A 16,156-nucleotide genomic window follows, 5' to 3' on the forward strand; every position below is an offset into this window, starting at 1 on the left:
GGCCCGGTGCCGCCGTTCATCGGCTCCCATCCCCTCGTCCGGACCCGCCCCTCGTCGACCAGTGGTCAGCAGGGGACGGTCTGGCGGCGTGGCGAGCGCCCGGAATGACCACTGGTCGCCCGGGAGGAGGGTGAGGCCGGGTCAGCCCGCGGGGGCCATGTCGACGGAGACCTTCATCGAGGAGTGCTTGGACTCGGTGAAGATCACGCCGCGCACGGGTGGCACGTCGCCGTAGTCGCGGCCCCAGGCCACGGTGGCGTGGGAGGCGTCCGTGAGCCGGTCGTTCGTCGGGTCGAGGTGCAGCCAGCCGGCGCCGGGGACCCAGACGCCCACCCACGCGTGGCTGGCGTCGGCGCCGACGAGGCGCGGCCGTCCGGGCGGCGGGCGGGTGGCCAGGTAGCCGCTGACGTAGCGACCGGCGAGCCCGAGCGAGCGCAGCCCCGCGACCATGACGTGCGAGAAGTCCTGGCAGACGCCGTGACGCTTGACCAGCAGGTCCACGACCTTCTCGCCGATGATCGTCGACCGCGGCTTGTAGGCGAAGTCGTCGTGGACCCGGTGCATGAGCTCCGTGGCCGCCTCCCCGAGCGGGCGCCCGGGGGTGAACGAGACGCGGGTGTACTCCTCGACCGCCTCCGGGACGTCGACGTACGGCGACGCGAAGGTGAAGTCGGTGGCCTCCCACGCGTCCGGCTCATCGGTCCGGACCGCGGGCCGGGCGTCCTCCCACGGCACGGCGAGGGCCTCGGGCGGCAGCACGGGCGGGACCACGTCCAGCACGGTGACCGCGCGCACGACCAGCTCGGTGTGCGGCTCGGTCACGTGGAACGACGACTTGGTGTTCCCGTAGAGGTCGGTGTGCGACAGCAGCGTCCCGGGCCCGGGCTCGATGCGCACCTCGTGCTCGAGCACGCTCTGCCAGGGCAGGTCGCGCGGCGTCAGGTGGAACTGCCCGAAGCTCCCCGTCACGTCCGCGTCGTAGTCGTAGCGGGTGACGTGCTCGATCCGGTACCTCGTCATCGCGACACCTCCGCACCGGTCGGCGCGTCGCTCAGCGCCTGCTGGCGCAGCAGGGACTGCTGGGTGGGCGGCGGCTCGTGGTAGTGGTCGCGGACCGCGGTGGACAGCTCGCGCAGCGCCCCGTGCAGCTCGGCGCAGAAGGCGTCGAGCGCGTCGCGGCGGGCCGGGGCGTCGGCCGGGGCGTCGGGCGACGGCGGCAGCACGACGCCGAGGGCGACCGGGTCGACGAGGCGTACGGTCTCGGCCAGCCGGTCGAGCAGCCGGATCGGGCGCGCCGTCGGCGAGGTGCTGGGCACCGCCCGCAGGTCGGCCTGCATCCGCTGCAGCTGGTAGGCCACGGACCGGGGGTTCGTGGCGTCGACGACCAGCAGCTCGATCACCGCCGGCACCCCGGAACGGCCGCGGTAGCGCCGGCGGAACGTGACGATCGACTCGCTCGACGTCAGCGCGGCCTCGAGGACGGCGCGGTCGACGTCGGGCCCGTACGACTCGACGAGCGTCGCGCGCAGCAGGCTCACCACCTGCAGGGCCCGCTCCAGCCCGCGGCCCGCGTCCAGCAGCAGCCAGCCGGGGTCGCGCACCATGTTCTCCCCGGCGATGCCGGACAGGGCGAGCAGCCCGGACAGCACCTGCTCGCCGGCCTCGTTGAGGTGCAGGCCCTGGTCCTGGGGCTGGCGGGCCAGCGTCTGCAGCGCGCGCTCCATGTTCGCGAGGACCATCCAGACGTCCTCGGACAGCTGGTCGCGCACGCCCTGGGCGTTGGTCGTCAGGGCCTGCAGGGACTGCGCGACGGAACCCGAGCGGCGCCGGTCGAGCATCAGCGACCGCAGCTCGGGCATCACGGCCGCCCGACGCAGCGCCGGTTCGGCGGGCAGGGCGAGGAAGCCCGGGTAGGTCGTGCTGACGTGGGTGAGGGCCTGCAGCAGCACGTCGAGGGCGAGGCCGGGCCGGACGTCGGCGTCGGTCTCGATGCTCACGGTCCGGCTGGCCAGGACGAGCCGCACCAGGTCCTCGGCCCGCTCGGCGTAGCGCCCGAACCAGTAGAGGTCGCTCAGCACGCGCGGCACCATGGCCGCCGAGGCCGCGCTCGGCAGCACGGCACTGCCCTCCTCGGCACGGCTGCGGGTCGCGGCGACGCGAGAGGCCGGGGCCGGCTCGCTGCTGACGACCCACACGTCCTTGGCGATGCCGCCGTCGGGCGCGGTGACGAGCGGCCCGCGGCCGGTCGCGTCCTCGTCGTTCGTCCGGGCGAGGCCGCCCAGCATGACGGTGTACGAGCTGCCGCTGCGCACGGCGAAGGAGCGCAGCACGACGCGGCGGCTGACGAGGCCGGCCGCGCTGCCGGAGCCCGTGCCCTCGGGGGCGTCGGGAAGGGTGGGCGCCGACGAGAGCGGCAGCACCTCCTGGCCGACGAAGCGGTGCGGGGCGTCCTCGATGCGAGCCAGCAGCCGCTCGCGCTGCTCGCGGGTCAGGGCGGCACCGACGACGCTGCGGCCCAGGCCGCGGCTCACGGAACGGACGACGAGCTCGTCGAGGTGCGCGAGGACGTACGCCTTGCCCTCCGGGTCCCCGCACCACCAGGTGTCGACCGACGGCAGCCGCAGCGGCTCGCCGAGGAGCCGCTCGCACAGCTCGGGCAGGAAGGGCAGCAGCGCCGGGTTCTCGAGAATGCCGGAGCCGATGGTGTTCACGACGCTGACGGTCCCCTGGCGCACGCACTCCAGCAGCCCGGTGACGCCGAGCCGCGAGCCGCCACGCAGCTCCAGCGCGTCCATCCAGGTCGAGTCGACCCGGCGCAGGATCACGTCGACCTGCTCGAGCCGGCCGAGCACGCGCATCCAGACGCGGCCGTCGCGGACCAGGAGGTCGCTGCCCTCGAGCAGCGGGTAGCCGAGCAGGGAGGCGACGAACGCCTGGTCGAACGCGGTCTCGGAGTGCGTGCCGGGGCTCAGCACGACGACGCGTGGGTCCTCCACGGTGCTCGGGGCCGACTCGACCAGCGCCACCCGCATGGCCTGGAAGAACGGGGTCAGCCGGTGCAGGTGGGCGGCGTGGTAGATCTCCGGCATCAGCCGGGACACGACGCGCCGGTTCTGCATGGCGTAGCCGGCGCCGGAGGGCGCCTGGGTGCGGTCGGAGATGACCTTCCACGCGCCCGTCGCGTCGCGGCCGAGGTCGGCCGCGGTCATGAACAGCCGCTGGTCGACGACGCTCTCGGCACCGACGACGGGCCGCAGGTACTCCTCGTGGTCGAGCACCACCGCGGGCGGCAGCTGCCCGCGCGCGAGCAGCCGGCGGGCGCCGTAGAGGTCGGCGAGCACGGCGTCGAGCAGCTCGGCCCGCTGGACCAGGCCCGCCTCGAGCGTGGCCCACTCGCGGTCCTGCAGGACCAGCGGCAGCGGGTCGAGCCGCCAGGGCCGCGGCTGCTCCAGCCCCGCCGGGGTCGCCGGCGGCTCGGTCGGCGGGTCCGCGATCGAGCGCGTCGAGGCCGGGCTGGGGGTGTAGGTGACGTTGTCGTCCTCGAGCAGCCGGGCGACCTCCCGCCGGGCGGACGTCAGGTCGTCGGCGGCCAGGGCGAGCCCGTCGACGAGCTCGGCCCAGGCCGGCCGCGGGGTGCCGTCGGGCATCGCCAGCTCGTCGAACCCTCCCGGCGCGGGGTCGCCGGCCTGCTCCGCGTCGGGCTGCCGCGCCGCGTCGAGGTAGCGCTGCAGGTGGGAGCCCAGCACGGTCACGAGCGACCCCACGACGACGGCACCCGGCGACGCAGGTCGAGCGTGAGCGGGTAGTCGGTGCCGTCGCTCGTACGCCGCAGCAGCTCCTCCTCCAGCGCCGTCACGTCGATCTCGCCGGGCGTGTGGCCCATGGCCTCGAACCGTCGGGCGCGCCGGGCCTCCGCCTCGTGCGCGTTGACGGGCGGGGTGTCGTACGAGCGACCGCCGGGGTGCACGACGTGGTAGGTCGCACCGCCCAGCGAGACCCGGTTGGCGCGGTCGACGACCTCGACGCGCAGCGGCGCGTCGATCTCCAGCGTCGGGTGCAGCGAGGACCACGGCTTCCACGCGCGGTAGCGGATGCCGGCGACGTGCTCGCCCGGCGTGCCGGTCGGGGTCATCGGCACGGCGACCCCGTTGCAGGTCACCAGGTGCAGCTCGGGGCTGAAGCCCGTCACCTTGACCTGGATCCGCTCGGTCGACGAGTCCACGAACCGGGCCGTCCCGCCCGAGGTGGCCTCCTCGCCGAGGACGTTCCAGGGCTCGATCGCCTGGCGCAGCTCCAGCTCGACCGAGCCCGCGCGGGCGACCCCGAGCCGCGGGAAGCGGAACTCGGCGTACGGCGCGAACCAGGACTCCTCGATCTCGAAGCCGTGGGCGCGCAGGTCGGCCACCACCTCACCGAGGTCGGCCATGGCGAAGTGCGGCAGCAGGAACCGCTCGTGCAGCGAGGTCCCCCAGCGAACCAGCGGCGCGGAGAAGGGCTCCTCGGCGAAGCGGGCCACCAGGGCCCGGACCAGCAGCGCCTGCACCAGGGCCATGTCGGGGTGCGGCGGCATCTCGAAGCCGCGCAGCTCGAGCAGCCCGAGCCGGCCGCGGGGCGAGTCCGGGCTGTAGAGCTTGTCGATGCAGAACTCGGCCCGGTGGGTGTTGCCGGTGATGTCGGTGAGCAGGTGCCGCAGCGCCCGGTCGGTCACCCAGGGCAGGCCGCGGCGCCGCGACTCGGGCAGGTCGGGGTCCTCGACGTCGGCCGGGGGCGCGTACGTCTCGATCTCGGCGAAGGCGATCTCCATCTCGTACAGGTTCTCCGGACGGCCCTCGTCGAAACGGGGCGCCTGGCTGGTGGGGCCGACGAACCGGCCGGAGAACACGTACGACAGCGACGGGTGGCGCTGCCACCAGGTCAGCATGCTGACGAGCAGGTCGGGGCGCAGCAGCATCGGCGAGGTCGCCGGCGTCGCGCCGCCGAGGGTGATGTGGTTGCCGCCGCCGGTGCCGGAGTGGCGCCCGTCGATGGCGAACGTCTCCGTGCCGAGGCGCTGCTCGGCGGCGAGGGCGTAGAGCGTGTGGGTGAGCTCGGTGAGCTCCTCCCAGCTGCCGGTCGGGTGCAGGTTGACCTCGATGACGCCGGGGTCGGGGGTGACGAGCAGCGAGGTGATCCGCGGGTCCGGCGGCGGGCCGTAGCCCTCCAGGACGACGCGGACGTCGGTCGCGGCGGCCGCCCGCTCGACGAGCGCGACGACCTCCAGCCAGCGCTCCAGCTGCTCGGCCGGCGGCAGGAAGACGTGCACGAGGCCGTCGCGCGCCTGGGTGACGACGGCGGTCCGGGTCGGCACCTCGACCGGGTCGACGACGACGGCCTGCGGGCGCCCGACCGAGGCGGAGAGGTCCGGGTCGGGGTCGACGTACGAGGGCTCCCCCGCGTAGTCGGGCTCGCGCCACGCCACCGAGCTCAGCGGCAGGCGGGCGCCGGCCGGGGAGTCGCCGGGGACCAGGACGAGGCGGCCGCGGCGGGTGCGCCAGGCCGGGCTCGCCCACACGTCGCCGAACCAGGCGGGCACGATCGGCAGCGCCCAGGCCACGGCGTCCCGGCCGACCCGGTCCCCGTCGCCGACGGCGAGGCCGTCGGCGTCGAGCCGGGCGACCACCTCGGGGTCGGCCTCGGCCGGGTCGACCTCCGGCGGCGGGCCGACCGGCTGGCGCACCTCGACCGCGAGGGCCGCGAGCGGGTCCTCGTAGCAGGGCAGCGCCTGCCCGGCCGGCAGCCCGAGGTCGGTGGCGATCGCCGCGGCGAGGGCCGCGGCCTGCGCGGGCGCGTCGTCGTGGGCGTGCGCCGGGTCGTACGGGTCGGCCAGCCGGGCGGGGTCGGTCCAGACGGGCGTGCCGTCCGGGCGCCAGATCAGGCCGATCTGCCAGCGCGGCAGCGGCTCGCCCGGGTACCACTTGCCCTGGCTGCGCTGGACGAGCCCCCCGCCGGCGTAGCGCTCCGCGAGCGCGCCGGCCAGGCGGTTCGCCGCGAGCCGCTTCTCCGGCCCGTCGGCCGCGACGGTCCACTGCGGGCTCACCATGTCGTCGCGGGACACGAAGGTGGGCTCGCCGCCCATGGTCAGCGCCAGCCCGGCGTCGCGCAGCCGGGCGTCGACCGCCGCGCCCGAGCGCTGCAGCGCCTCGACCTGGGCGGGGGCGTACGGCTTGGTGACGCGCGGGTCCTCGTGGATCCGGCGCACCGTGTTGGAGAAGGAGAAGGTGACGTCCGCGGGACCGGTCGACCCGGTGATCGGGGCGGACGAGGCCGGGCTCGGGGTGGCCGACAGCGGGATGTGGCCCTCGCCCGCGAACAGCGCCGACGTCGCGTCGAGGCCGATCCAGCCAGCGCCCGGGACGTACACCTCGGCCCACGCGTGCAGGTCGGTGAAGTCCTCCGCCGGCCCGCCCTGCGCGGGGTCGTCGGAGGAGAGCTGGACGAGGTAGCCGGACACGAACCGGGCGGCGAGGCCGAAGTGGCGCAGCGCCTCGACCAGCAGCCAGGCGGAGTCGCGGCACGAGCCGATGCCGCGCTCGAGGGTCTGCTCGGGGGACTGGACGCCGACCTCCATGCGCACCGAGTAGGCGACGCGGGAGGTGACGAGCGAGTTCAGCGCGCCGAGAAAGGTGACGGTGCGCTGCGGGGTCGACAGGTCGAGCGGCAGGCCGTCGAGCCACCCCGTGAACAGCGGTCCCGGGGCGTCGTCGGCCTTGGCCAGGTAGGGGCCGAGGTCCGCGGCGAGCTCGTCGTCGTAGGTGAAGGGGAAGGTCTCCGCGTACTCCTCGACGAAGAAGTCGAAGGGGTTGATCACGCCGAGGTCGACGACCAGGCCGACGACGATCTCGAGCTCGCGGGCGGGCTCGGGGAACACCAGGCGGCCGACCCAGTTGCCGAACGGGTCCTGCTGCCAGTTCAGGAAGTGGTCGTCCGGGGTCACGGTCAGCGAGTAGGCCTCGACCGGCGTCCGCGTGTGCGGGGCGGGCCGCAGCCGCACCGCGTGCGGGTAGAGCCGGGTGGGCGCACCGAAGCTGTACGTCGTGCGGTGCTCGAGCGCGACCTTGATGCTCACCGGCACCCTCCCTCTTCCCTCGGACCGGCGCGCACCCGTTCGGGACACCGGTCCACGACACTAGCGGGACCTCCGCGCGCGGGCCCCGTCTCGCGGCGGAGGTGAACGTTGCCGGAACACCAGCGTGACGGACCGTTACATAGATGTCCTTGCCAAGCCGGAACCGAACCGACAGTGTGCTCGTTGAGGCACGTTCCTCCCCCACCGACCGTCAGGTCACGAACCCCCGAGGACGACCCCCATGAGCCAGAGCACGAAGGCGGCCGACGCCGCCGACAACACCGAGTCCGGCGGGGGCGAGCACACCGGCCTCGACGCCGAGCAGGCCGGCTACCACCAGACGCTCGGCAGCCGCCACGTCCAGATGATCGCGATCGGCGGCGCCATCGGCACCGGTCTGTTCCTGGGCTCGGCCTCGCGCCTGCACAGCACCGGTCCCGCGCTGATCATCAGCTACGCCGTGGTCGGCGTGATCGCCTACTTCCTGATGCGCGCCCTCGGCGAGCTGGTGCTCCACCGCGCCACCTCGGGCGCGTTCGTCTCCTACATGCGCGAGTTCTTCGGCGAGAAGTGGGCCTTCGTCACCGGCTGGGTCTACTGGCTCAACTGGGCGCTGACCGGCATCGCCGAGCTCTCGGCCGTCGGGCTCTACATGCAGTACTGGTTCCCGACCCTGCCGACCTGGATCACGGTCCTCGTCGCGCTGGTGGTCGTGCTGGCGATCAACCTGCTGTCGGCCCGCGCGTTCGGCGAGTTCGAGTTCTGGGCCGCCATCCTCAAGGTCGGCGCGATCGTGGTCTTCCTGCTCGTCGGCCTGGTCGTGGTGATCGGCGGCTTCGACATCGGCGGCCACAAGGCCGGCTTCCAGAACCTGTGGAGCAACCCGGGCGGCTTCTGGCCCTCCAGCGGTGACTACAACTGGTACGGCCCCATCCTCGTGATGTCGGGCGTCGTGTTCGCGTACGCGGCCATCGAGATGGTCGGCGTCGCCGCCGGCGAGATGGCCAACGCGCAGAAGGAGGTGCCGAAGGCCGTCCACGCGGTGATCTTCCGCATCGCCGTCTTCTACATCGGCTCGATCCTGCTGCTCGTCTGCATGCTGCCGACGCAGGACTACACGGCCGGCACGAGCCCGTTCGTCACCGTCTTCGAGCGGCTCGGGTTCAGCTGGATGGGCGCCCTGATCCAGGCCGTCCTGATCGTCGCGGCCATGTCCAGCCTCAACTCGGGGCTCTACTCCACCGGCCGCGTCCTGCGCAGCCTCGGCATGAGCGACCAGGCGCCGAAGTTCACGCTGAAGATGAGCAAGTCGGGCGTCCCGTACGCCGGCATCCTCATGACCTCGATCGTCTTCGTCCTGGGCTCGGTGCTCAACGCCCTGACCCCCGACGCCTTCGAGATCGCGGTCGAGGCGACCTCGATCATGATCCTCTGGACGTGGGGCACGATCTTCGCCTGCCAGATCCGGCTGCGGCAGCTCAGCGACCGCGGGGTCGTCCCGGCCAGCCCGTTCCAGGCGCCCGGCTCGCCGTACACGAGCTACGTCGGCATCGCGTTCCTGGTCCTGGTGCTGATCGGCCTGGCGATCTCGGGCTGGCAGGCCTCGGACGAGTTCCTGCACAAGACGAGCTTCCTCGTCGTCGTGTTCGGGATCCCGGTCCTGATCCTCGCGCTGGCCATCGGGTGGCGCGTGGTGAAGCCGAAGGTCAAGGAGAACACCCACGACCGGATGAAGGCCGTCTGGTCGCTCGACGGTCCGACGTACGGCGACGACGTCCGGCCCGAGGACCTCGACACCGCGGAGCAGGACGACACCAAGCTCCCCGGCTGAGCACGGGCCCCTCACCAGGGCCGAGCAGGACCCCACCACCATGCAAAGGAGCATCACGGTGAACGCAGCGCGGACGCGCCGGGCCGGACGGGTCGCGCTCGCGGCCGTCGGCTCGGCCCTCCTGACCACGACCCTGGCGGCCTGCGGGGGGAGCGCCGAGCCCAACGCCTCCCCCTCGCTGGTGCCCGGCGCGTCCAGCGGGGGGAGGCTCACCATCGGCATCCCGTTCGACGAGCCCGGCCTCGGCATGAAGGACGGCGACAGCTACTCCGGCTTCGACGTCGAGACGGCGACGTACGTGGCCAAGGCGCTCGGCGTGCCGGCCGAGAACATCACGTTCGTCGAGGCCGAGGGCGACACGCGCCAGCAGCTGCTGACCTCCGGCGGGGCCGACCTGATCGTCTCGACCTTCTCGATCACCGACGAGCGCAAGCAGGTCGTCGACTTCGCCGGGCCCTACTTCGACGCCGAGCAGGACCTGCTCGTCCGGCGCAACGAGGAGGACATCACCGGGCCGGCCACCCTGACCGGACGCACGCTGTGCACGGTGCCGGGCACCACGTCGGCGGACGAGATCCTCAAGCGCTACAAGGGCCGGATCACCCTGCTGGAGAAGCCGCGCTACTCCGAGTGCGTCTCCGCCCTGGCCGCCAGCGAGGTGGACGCGGTCACGACCGACGACGTGATCCTCGCGGGCTTCGCGGCCGAGCCGCAGTACAAGGGCAAGCTGCGCGTCCTGGGCAAGGGCTTCTCCGAGGAGCGGTACGGCATCGGGGTGAAGAAGGGCGACACCGCGATGGTGACGAACGTGAACGCGGCCCTGACGTCGTACGTCGCGGACGGCTCCTGGAAGGCGGCCCTGCGCAAGACGGTCGGGCCGTCGGGCTACCGCCTGCCCAGCCCGCCGAAGATCGCTTGAGCCGGGCGGGCCCTGGGTATTCGTCGGCGGGCGCGCCCCCGAGGTCGTTGCACGGGTGGTGCGCCTGAGTTCTACTGGGGCTGCGGGCGGCTCGGGGGAGCCTTGCCGCCCTCACCTCCCCGCGGGCCCCGGTCCGCCGCCGAGAAACCCAGGGTCACGCCATGCTGAGACGTCTCCTCGTCGCCTCCACCGTCCTCGCCGTGTCCACGGCCTCCGTGCTGCTCGCGGCCCCGGCCGTCGCCGCACCCAAGCTGCCGGCCGGCTTCTCGCTGGTGAGCTACGACAGCGGGCAGGACGACTACAACCTCACGAACTTCACCTGGCTGCCGGACGGCAGCCTGCTGACGATCGGCAAGGACGGGACGGTCACCTTCGTCCCCGACGGCGGCAAGGCCCGCAAGATCGGCAAGGTCCCCGGCGTGCGCGCCGTGGACGACCACGGCCTGCTCGGCCTGGCGCTCGCCCGCGACCACGCCACGAGCGGCAAGGTCTACCTCAGCTACGACAAGGGCAAGGTCGGCGGCACCGGACACGGCATGCTCGAGGAGTGGCAGGCGCTGCCCGCCGCGTCCCCCACGACGTTCACGAAGTCGCGCACGGTCGTCGACGGCAGCGACCTGTCCGAGGACATCACCGAGACCGGGACCACGCACGGCCCGGACTCCGTCGTGGTGGCGAAGGACGGCTCGCTCTTCTGGAGCATCGGCGACAACGCCGGCAACAACGGCGACCCCAAGGCTCTCCGCGCGCAGGACCTGGACGACCCGCACGGCAAGATCCTGCACGTCACGCCGGAGGGCGAGGGCGTGAGCTCGAACCCGTTCTACGACGACGACAAGCCCCGCTCGGTCAAGAGCCTGGTCTACGCGTACGGCTTCCGGAACCCGTTCCGTTTCAGCATCGACGCCCGCTCGGGCCTGCTGAACGTCGGTGACGTCGGCTGGCGCAACGTGGAGGAGGTCAGCATGGTCGGCTCCGGCGCCAACGCCGGCTGGCCCTGCATGGAGGGGGCCAAGCGCACCAGCTTCGGCACCTACGGGACCTGCAAGGCGCTCTACAAGAAGGGCGACGACGTCCGCCCGATCTGGACCTACAACCACGCCGGGCGCGGCGCCTCGATCACCGGCGGCGCGCTCTACACCGGCTCCGCCTACCCGGCGCAGTACAAGAACTCCTACTTCCTCGGCGACTACACCCGCAACCTCGTGTGGAGCATGGCCGTCGACGCGAACGGCAAGATGACCCGCAAGCCCGAGGGCGCCGGCTTCATCAAGGGCGCGGGCGGTCCGGTCGCCTTCCACCCCGGCCCGAACGGCGACATGACGTACGCCGACATCCTCAGCGGCAAGATCCAGCGGATCGTCTACGGCAGCGGCAACCGCAAGCCCACGGCGGACATCGCCTTCACCACCGACGCCGACCGCAGGACGGTCTCCTTCTCCGCCGGCGGCTCGTACGACCCCGACGGCGACAAGCTGACCTACCGGTGGGAGTTCGGCGACGGCTCCACGGGGACCGGCGAGACCCCGAAGCACACCTACACCGGCACGGGCGCGCAGCAGGTCAAGGTCACCGCGACCGACCAGATCGGCGCCACGGACAGCGCCGAGGTCACGGTCTACCCGGCCAACCACTCCCCCGCCCTGTCGGTGACCCTGCCGGCCGCGGGGAAGCTCTTCAAGGTCGGTGAGCCCGTCAAGCTCTCGGCGAGCGCCACCGACGTCGAGGACGGGCGCCTCGAGGTGAGCTACGAGACGATCCTGCTGCACTGCCCCTTCCCGAACAGCTGCCACCTGCACCCGGACGGCACCGAGAAGGGCGGCACGTACAGCAAGGAGTTCACCGACCACGGCTCGGACACGTCGATGCAGATCACCGTGTCGGCGAAGGACTCGCGCGGCGCCGAGGTGTCGAAGGTCTACCTCGCGAAGCCGAACCTGCGCACCGTCACCGTCAAGAGCAAGGTCCCGGTGAACATCGACGGGGCCACGACCTTCTCCTCGCTCGAGGTGGAGGGCCAGGAGGTCCAGCTCGACGCGCCCGAGACGTCCGGCTACCACCGGTTCACGGGCTGGAGCGACGGCGGCAAGGCGAACCACACGTTCGTCATGCCGAACCGTGACGTCGTCCTCACCGCCGGCTACGAGACGTTCATCGACCAGAAGTACGCGGCACTCGGCGGCAAGGCGTCCTTCCTCGGCAAGGCCAAGGCCGGCGAGTACAGCACGACCGGCGGCCGCAGCCGGACGTTCAAGGGCGGTCGCATCATCTGGAGCGAGGACACCGGCGCCCACGAGGTGCACGGGCTCATCCTCAAGAAGTTCCTCAAGGGCGGCGGCATCGCCAAGCACGGCTTCCCGACCGGCGACGAGGTCGACGTGAAGGGCGGCCAGGTGTCGGTCTTCACCGACGCGCGGATCTACCACATCACCAAGGGCAAGACCTCGACGAGCCGCGGCCCGATCCTGGCCAAGTACCTCTCCGTGGGGGGCCCGGACGACTACGGCCTGCCGGCGACGGACGTCAAGAAGATCAAGGGCGGCGAGTTCGAGGGCTTCACCGACGGCCGGTCGATCTACTGGTCCAAGGCCACGGGCGCGCACCTGGTCTACGGCCTGATCCGCCAGCAGTACAAGAAGGTCGGCTACGAGAAGTCGTGCCTCGGGCTGCCGACGAAGGACGAGTACGGCGTCGAGGGCGGGCGCCGGGCGGACTTCGTCGGGGGCTACATCCGCTACGACTCCGCGAGCGGCAAGACCAGCGTGCACTGCTGATCGGGGGCCCGCGTCCTGAGAGCATGGGGCCCGTGGATGCGGCTGCGCTTCAGGAGTTCCTCGCGGGTCACCCGCCGTTCGACTCGCTCGACCGCTACGCCCTGACGACCCTCGCCGAGGCGGCGGAGCTGCAGGGCTTCGCCCCCGGCGCGGTCGTCGTCGACGCGTTCGCGGAACCCACCGTCGAGGTGTTCGTGGTCGTCGAGGGCCGGGTCGGGCTCTGGAACGCCGCCGACCAGCTCGCCGGGCCGGTGCAGGAGCGGATTGACCCGGGCGGGCTGTTCGGCTTCGGCGCGATGCTCACCGGCCAGGCCGTCGGGCCCCGCGCCGTGGCGCTGCGGCGGACGACCGTCGCCCGACTGCCCGAGGCCGCCGTGCTGCCCGCCTTCACGTCGCGCGGCGGCACCCGCTTCCTCGCCCGCGAGATGGCGACGGCGATGCGTGGCCGGACCTCCCCGACCTACCCCACCGTCTCCGACCTGCTGCGGACCGCTCCCCTGGTCGTCGCCGGGACCGAGCCGGTACGCCGCGTCGTGCAGGCGATGTCCGAGCGCGACGTCGGCTACTGCGTCGTGACGCTCGCCGACGGGCGGCCCGGGCTGCTGACCGACCGGCTGCTGCGCGAGTCCGTCCTGGTGCCCGGCCGTTCCATGGACACGCCCGTCGGCGAGGTGGCCGACCCCGACCCGGTGCTGGTCGCGCTCGACGACTCCGTCACCGAGGCCGTGGTCGCGCTGCTGGACCGAGAGGCCGACTACCTCCTGGTCACCGACCGGAGCGGGACGGTTCGCGGGGCCGTCTGCCCGCTCGACGTCGTCGTCGCGACGGGGACCGCCGGGACCGGCCTGCAGGAGCAGCTGCGCCGGGCACCCGACGCCGACACCCTCGCCGCGACCGGCCGGCGGCTGCCGGACCTCCTGGCCGAGCTGATCGGCGGGGGCCTCGGGTCGGCCCGCGTCCTGGCCGTCTACTCCGCCCTCGTGGACGCCTGCCTGCGCCGGGCCATCGAGCTCGTGCTCGCGGCGCACCCCGAGCTGCCGCTCGACGGGTTCACGTGGCTGTCCATCGGCAGCAACGGCCGCCGCGAGGCCGTGCTCAGCTCCGACGTCGACTCGGCGGTGTCGTTCGAGGACGGCCTGCCCGGGGCGACGGTGGCGGGCTACCGCCGGGCGTTCGGCGAGGTGCACGCGCTCCTCGCCCGGGCGGGCCTGGGCCACGACCGGCACGGGGCGGCGGCGTACCGGCCGGAGTTCTCCCGGACCAAGAGCGAGTGGCGGGCGGCGGCGCAGGGCTGGCTCGACAACCCGATCGTGCACCAGGGCGCGATGATGACCTCGCTGCTCGTCGACGCGCGGCCGGTGTGGGGCGACACGGGCCTGCCGGCCGTCGCGCGGGTGTTCAACGACCTGCGCGCCCACCCGCTGACCATGCAGCTGCTGCTCAAGGAGTCGCTCGCCTACCGCGCGCGGATGCGGTCGGTGCGCGACCTGCTGGCCCGTCGGCCGGAGACGTTCGACATCAAGGCGCACGCCCTGATCCCCATCACCAACATCGCCCGCTGGGGCGCGCTGAGCGCCGGGACGACCGTGCTGCCCACCGCCGAGCGGCTGCGCGAGTCCGGCACCAGCGAGATGCTCCCCGCCGCCCAGGCGCGGACGATGGCCGAGGTGTTCGAGGTGCTGCAGGGCCTGCGGCTCGAGGCCCAGCTCGACCAGGTCGCCCGCGGCGAGCGCCCCTCCGACGTCCTCCGCCTGGACCGCCTCTCCCCCCTCGACCGCAGCGTCATCGCCACCGCCGTACGCGAGATCGCCGCCGTCCAGCGCCGCATGGACAACCTCACCGCCTGGCTCCCCGCCGAGGAGTGGCCGGTCTCCTGACCTCGTCCACCGCCCCCTGAGCGCGCGGGTCGAGTCCCAGGACTTTCACGTTTACGTGAAAGACAGCACTGACCACGGCAGATCTGCCGTGGTCAGTACGAGGGTTTCACGTAAACGTGAAAGTCCTGTTACGCCTGGGACGACCAAGGGGCCCCGCGGGCGTACGGGTCAGTAGCGGTACTCGTCGGTCTTGTACGGGCCCTCGGGCTGGACGCCGAGGTAGCTGGCCTGGCTCGGGCTGAGCTCGGTGAGCTCGACGCCGAGGGCGGGCAGGTGGAGGCGGGCGACGAGCTCGTCGAGGTGCTTGGGCAGGGTGTAGACGCCCAGCGGGTACTCGTCCGGCTTGGTGAACAGCTCGACCTGGGCGAGCACCTGGTTGGTGAAGGAGTTGCTCATCACGAAGCTCGGGTGCCCGGTGGCGTTGCCGAGGTTCATCAGGCGACCCTCGCTCAGCAGGATGATCGAGCGCTCGTCGTCGGTGCCCTCGTCGAAGACCCACTGGTCGACCTGCGGCTTGATGTTGACCCTGCTCGCGTCGCCGCGGCGGGCGAGCCCGGCGACGTCGATCTCGTTGTCGAAGTGGCCGATGTTCGAGACGACGGCCTGCGGCTTCATCCGGCTCATCTGGTCGGCCGTGATGACGTCCTTGCAGCCGGTCGCGGTGACGTAGATGTCGCCCTCGGCGAGCGCGTGCTCGAGCGTCGTGACCTGGAACCCGTCCATCGCCGCCTGCAGCGCGCAGATCGGGTCGACCTCGGTGACGATCACGCGGGCGCCCTGGCCGCGCAGCGCCTCGGCGCAGCCCTTGCCCACGTCGCCGTAGCCGCAGACGACCGCGACCTTGCCGCCGATGAGGACGTCGGTCGCGCGGTTGAGGCCGTCGATCAGGGAGTGGCGGGTGCCGTACTTGTTGTCGAACTTGCTCTTGGTGACCGAGTCGTTGACGTTGATCGCCGGGAAGAGCAGCTTGTGCTCGCGGAGCATCTCGTACAGGCGGTGGACGCCCGTCGTCGTCTCCTCGGTGACGCCCTTGATCGAGTTGGCGATGGCGATCCAGTCGACGCCCTGCTCGATCGTCTTCGCGATGAGCGCGTAGAGGACGTGCAGCTCCTCCGGGTCGTCCTCCGTCGCCTCCGGCAGCACGCCGGTCTTCTGCGCCTCGACGGCCAGGTGCACGAGCATCGTGGCGTCGCCGCCGTCGTCGAGGATCATGTTCGGCGTCTCGTCGCCGGGCCAGTCGAGCACCTCGCGGGTGCAGTCCCAGTACTCCGTGAGCGTCTCGCCCTTCCAGGCGAAGACGGGGACGCCGGCGGGCGCCTCGGGGGTGCCGTCGCCCACGACGAGCGCGGCCGCGGCGGCGTCCTGGGTCGAGAAGATGTTGCAGCTCGCCCAGCGCACGTCGGCGCCGAGGGCCACCAGGGTCTCCACGAGCACGGCGGTCTGCACGGTCATGTGGATCGACCCGGCGATCCGTGCCCCGGCGAGCGGCTGCTGCTCGGCGAAGCGCGTACGCATCTCCATCAGGCCGGGCATCTCGTGCTCGGCGAGGGTGATCTCCTTGCGGCCCAGCTCGGCCAGCGAGAGGTCGGCGACGCGGTAGTCCATGGGTCCGAGCCTAGGCGATCGCTCCCACCCCGCCACGCCCGTGAA

Annotated in this window: 8 protein-coding genes; 4 read left to right on the forward strand and 4 right to left on the reverse strand. The window is 72.5% G+C overall.

The genetic code is table 11. From position 1 onward, the window contains the following. Nucleotides 1-141: 141 nt before the first annotated feature. The 3 genes from ABD665_RS14250 to ABD665_RS14260 are packed head-to-tail and all read right to left on the reverse strand — an operon-like array spanning nucleotide 142 to nucleotide 7,105. Nucleotides 142-1,020: a transglutaminase N-terminal domain-containing protein gene (locus ABD665_RS14250; protein ID WP_204913307.1), complete on the reverse strand. Its 879-nt coding sequence runs from the start codon at nucleotides 1,018-1,020 to the stop codon at nucleotides 142-144. Further along, entirely contained in the window at nucleotides 1,017-3,752 is a 2,736-nt protein-coding gene (locus ABD665_RS14255; protein ID WP_204913308.1) for a circularly permuted type 2 ATP-grasp protein, read from the reverse strand. Before ABD665_RS14255 ends, ABD665_RS14250 begins: the two co-directional genes overlap by 4 nt. Next, complete coding sequence (locus ABD665_RS14260; protein WP_204913309.1) at nucleotides 3,749-7,105, reverse strand: transglutaminase family protein; 3,357 nt, start codon at nucleotides 7,103-7,105, stop codon at nucleotides 3,749-3,751. Before ABD665_RS14260 ends, ABD665_RS14255 begins: the two co-directional genes overlap by 4 nt. A gap of 241 nt (nucleotides 7,106-7,346) precedes the next feature. Between ABD665_RS14260 and ABD665_RS14265 the strand changes: the two genes are divergently transcribed. The 4 genes from ABD665_RS14265 (at nucleotide 7,347) to ABD665_RS14280 (ending at nucleotide 14,506) form a co-directional block, all read left to right on the forward strand. Then, nucleotides 7,347-8,936: an amino acid permease gene (locus tag ABD665_RS14265; RefSeq protein WP_204913310.1), complete on the forward strand. Its 1,590-nt coding sequence runs from the start codon at nucleotides 7,347-7,349 to the stop codon at nucleotides 8,934-8,936. A gap of 58 nt (nucleotides 8,937-8,994) precedes the next feature. Then, nucleotides 8,995-9,855 carry a glutamate ABC transporter substrate-binding protein gene (locus ABD665_RS14270; protein ID WP_344742468.1) on the forward strand — a complete coding sequence of 287 codons (861 nt, stop codon included), beginning with the start codon at nucleotides 8,995-8,997 and terminating at the stop codon, nucleotides 9,853-9,855. Nucleotides 9,856-10,016: 161 nt separating this feature from the next. Then, entirely contained in the window at nucleotides 10,017-12,629 is a 2,613-nt protein-coding gene (locus tag ABD665_RS14275; RefSeq protein ID WP_204913312.1) for a PQQ-dependent sugar dehydrogenase, read from the forward strand. A gap of 32 nt (nucleotides 12,630-12,661) precedes the next feature. Beyond that, nucleotides 12,662-14,506, forward strand: coding sequence for a putative nucleotidyltransferase substrate binding domain-containing protein (locus tag ABD665_RS14280; RefSeq protein WP_204913313.1), 1,845 nt, complete (start codon nucleotides 12,662-12,664; stop codon nucleotides 14,504-14,506). 168 nt (nucleotides 14,507-14,674) lie between these two features. Here the strand turns inward: ABD665_RS14280 and ahcY are convergent, their stop codons facing one another. Beyond that, the gene (ahcY, locus tag ABD665_RS14285; RefSeq protein ID WP_204913314.1) at nucleotides 14,675-16,111 is read right to left on the reverse strand and encodes an adenosylhomocysteinase; all 1,437 of its coding nucleotides are present in this window, start codon (nucleotides 16,109-16,111) and stop codon (nucleotides 14,675-14,677) included. Between the last annotated feature and the right edge of the window lie 45 nt (nucleotides 16,112-16,156).

The organism is Microlunatus spumicola, from assembly GCF_039536445.1.
Lineage (GTDB): Bacteria > Actinomycetota > Actinomycetes > Propionibacteriales > Propionibacteriaceae > Microlunatus > Microlunatus spumicola.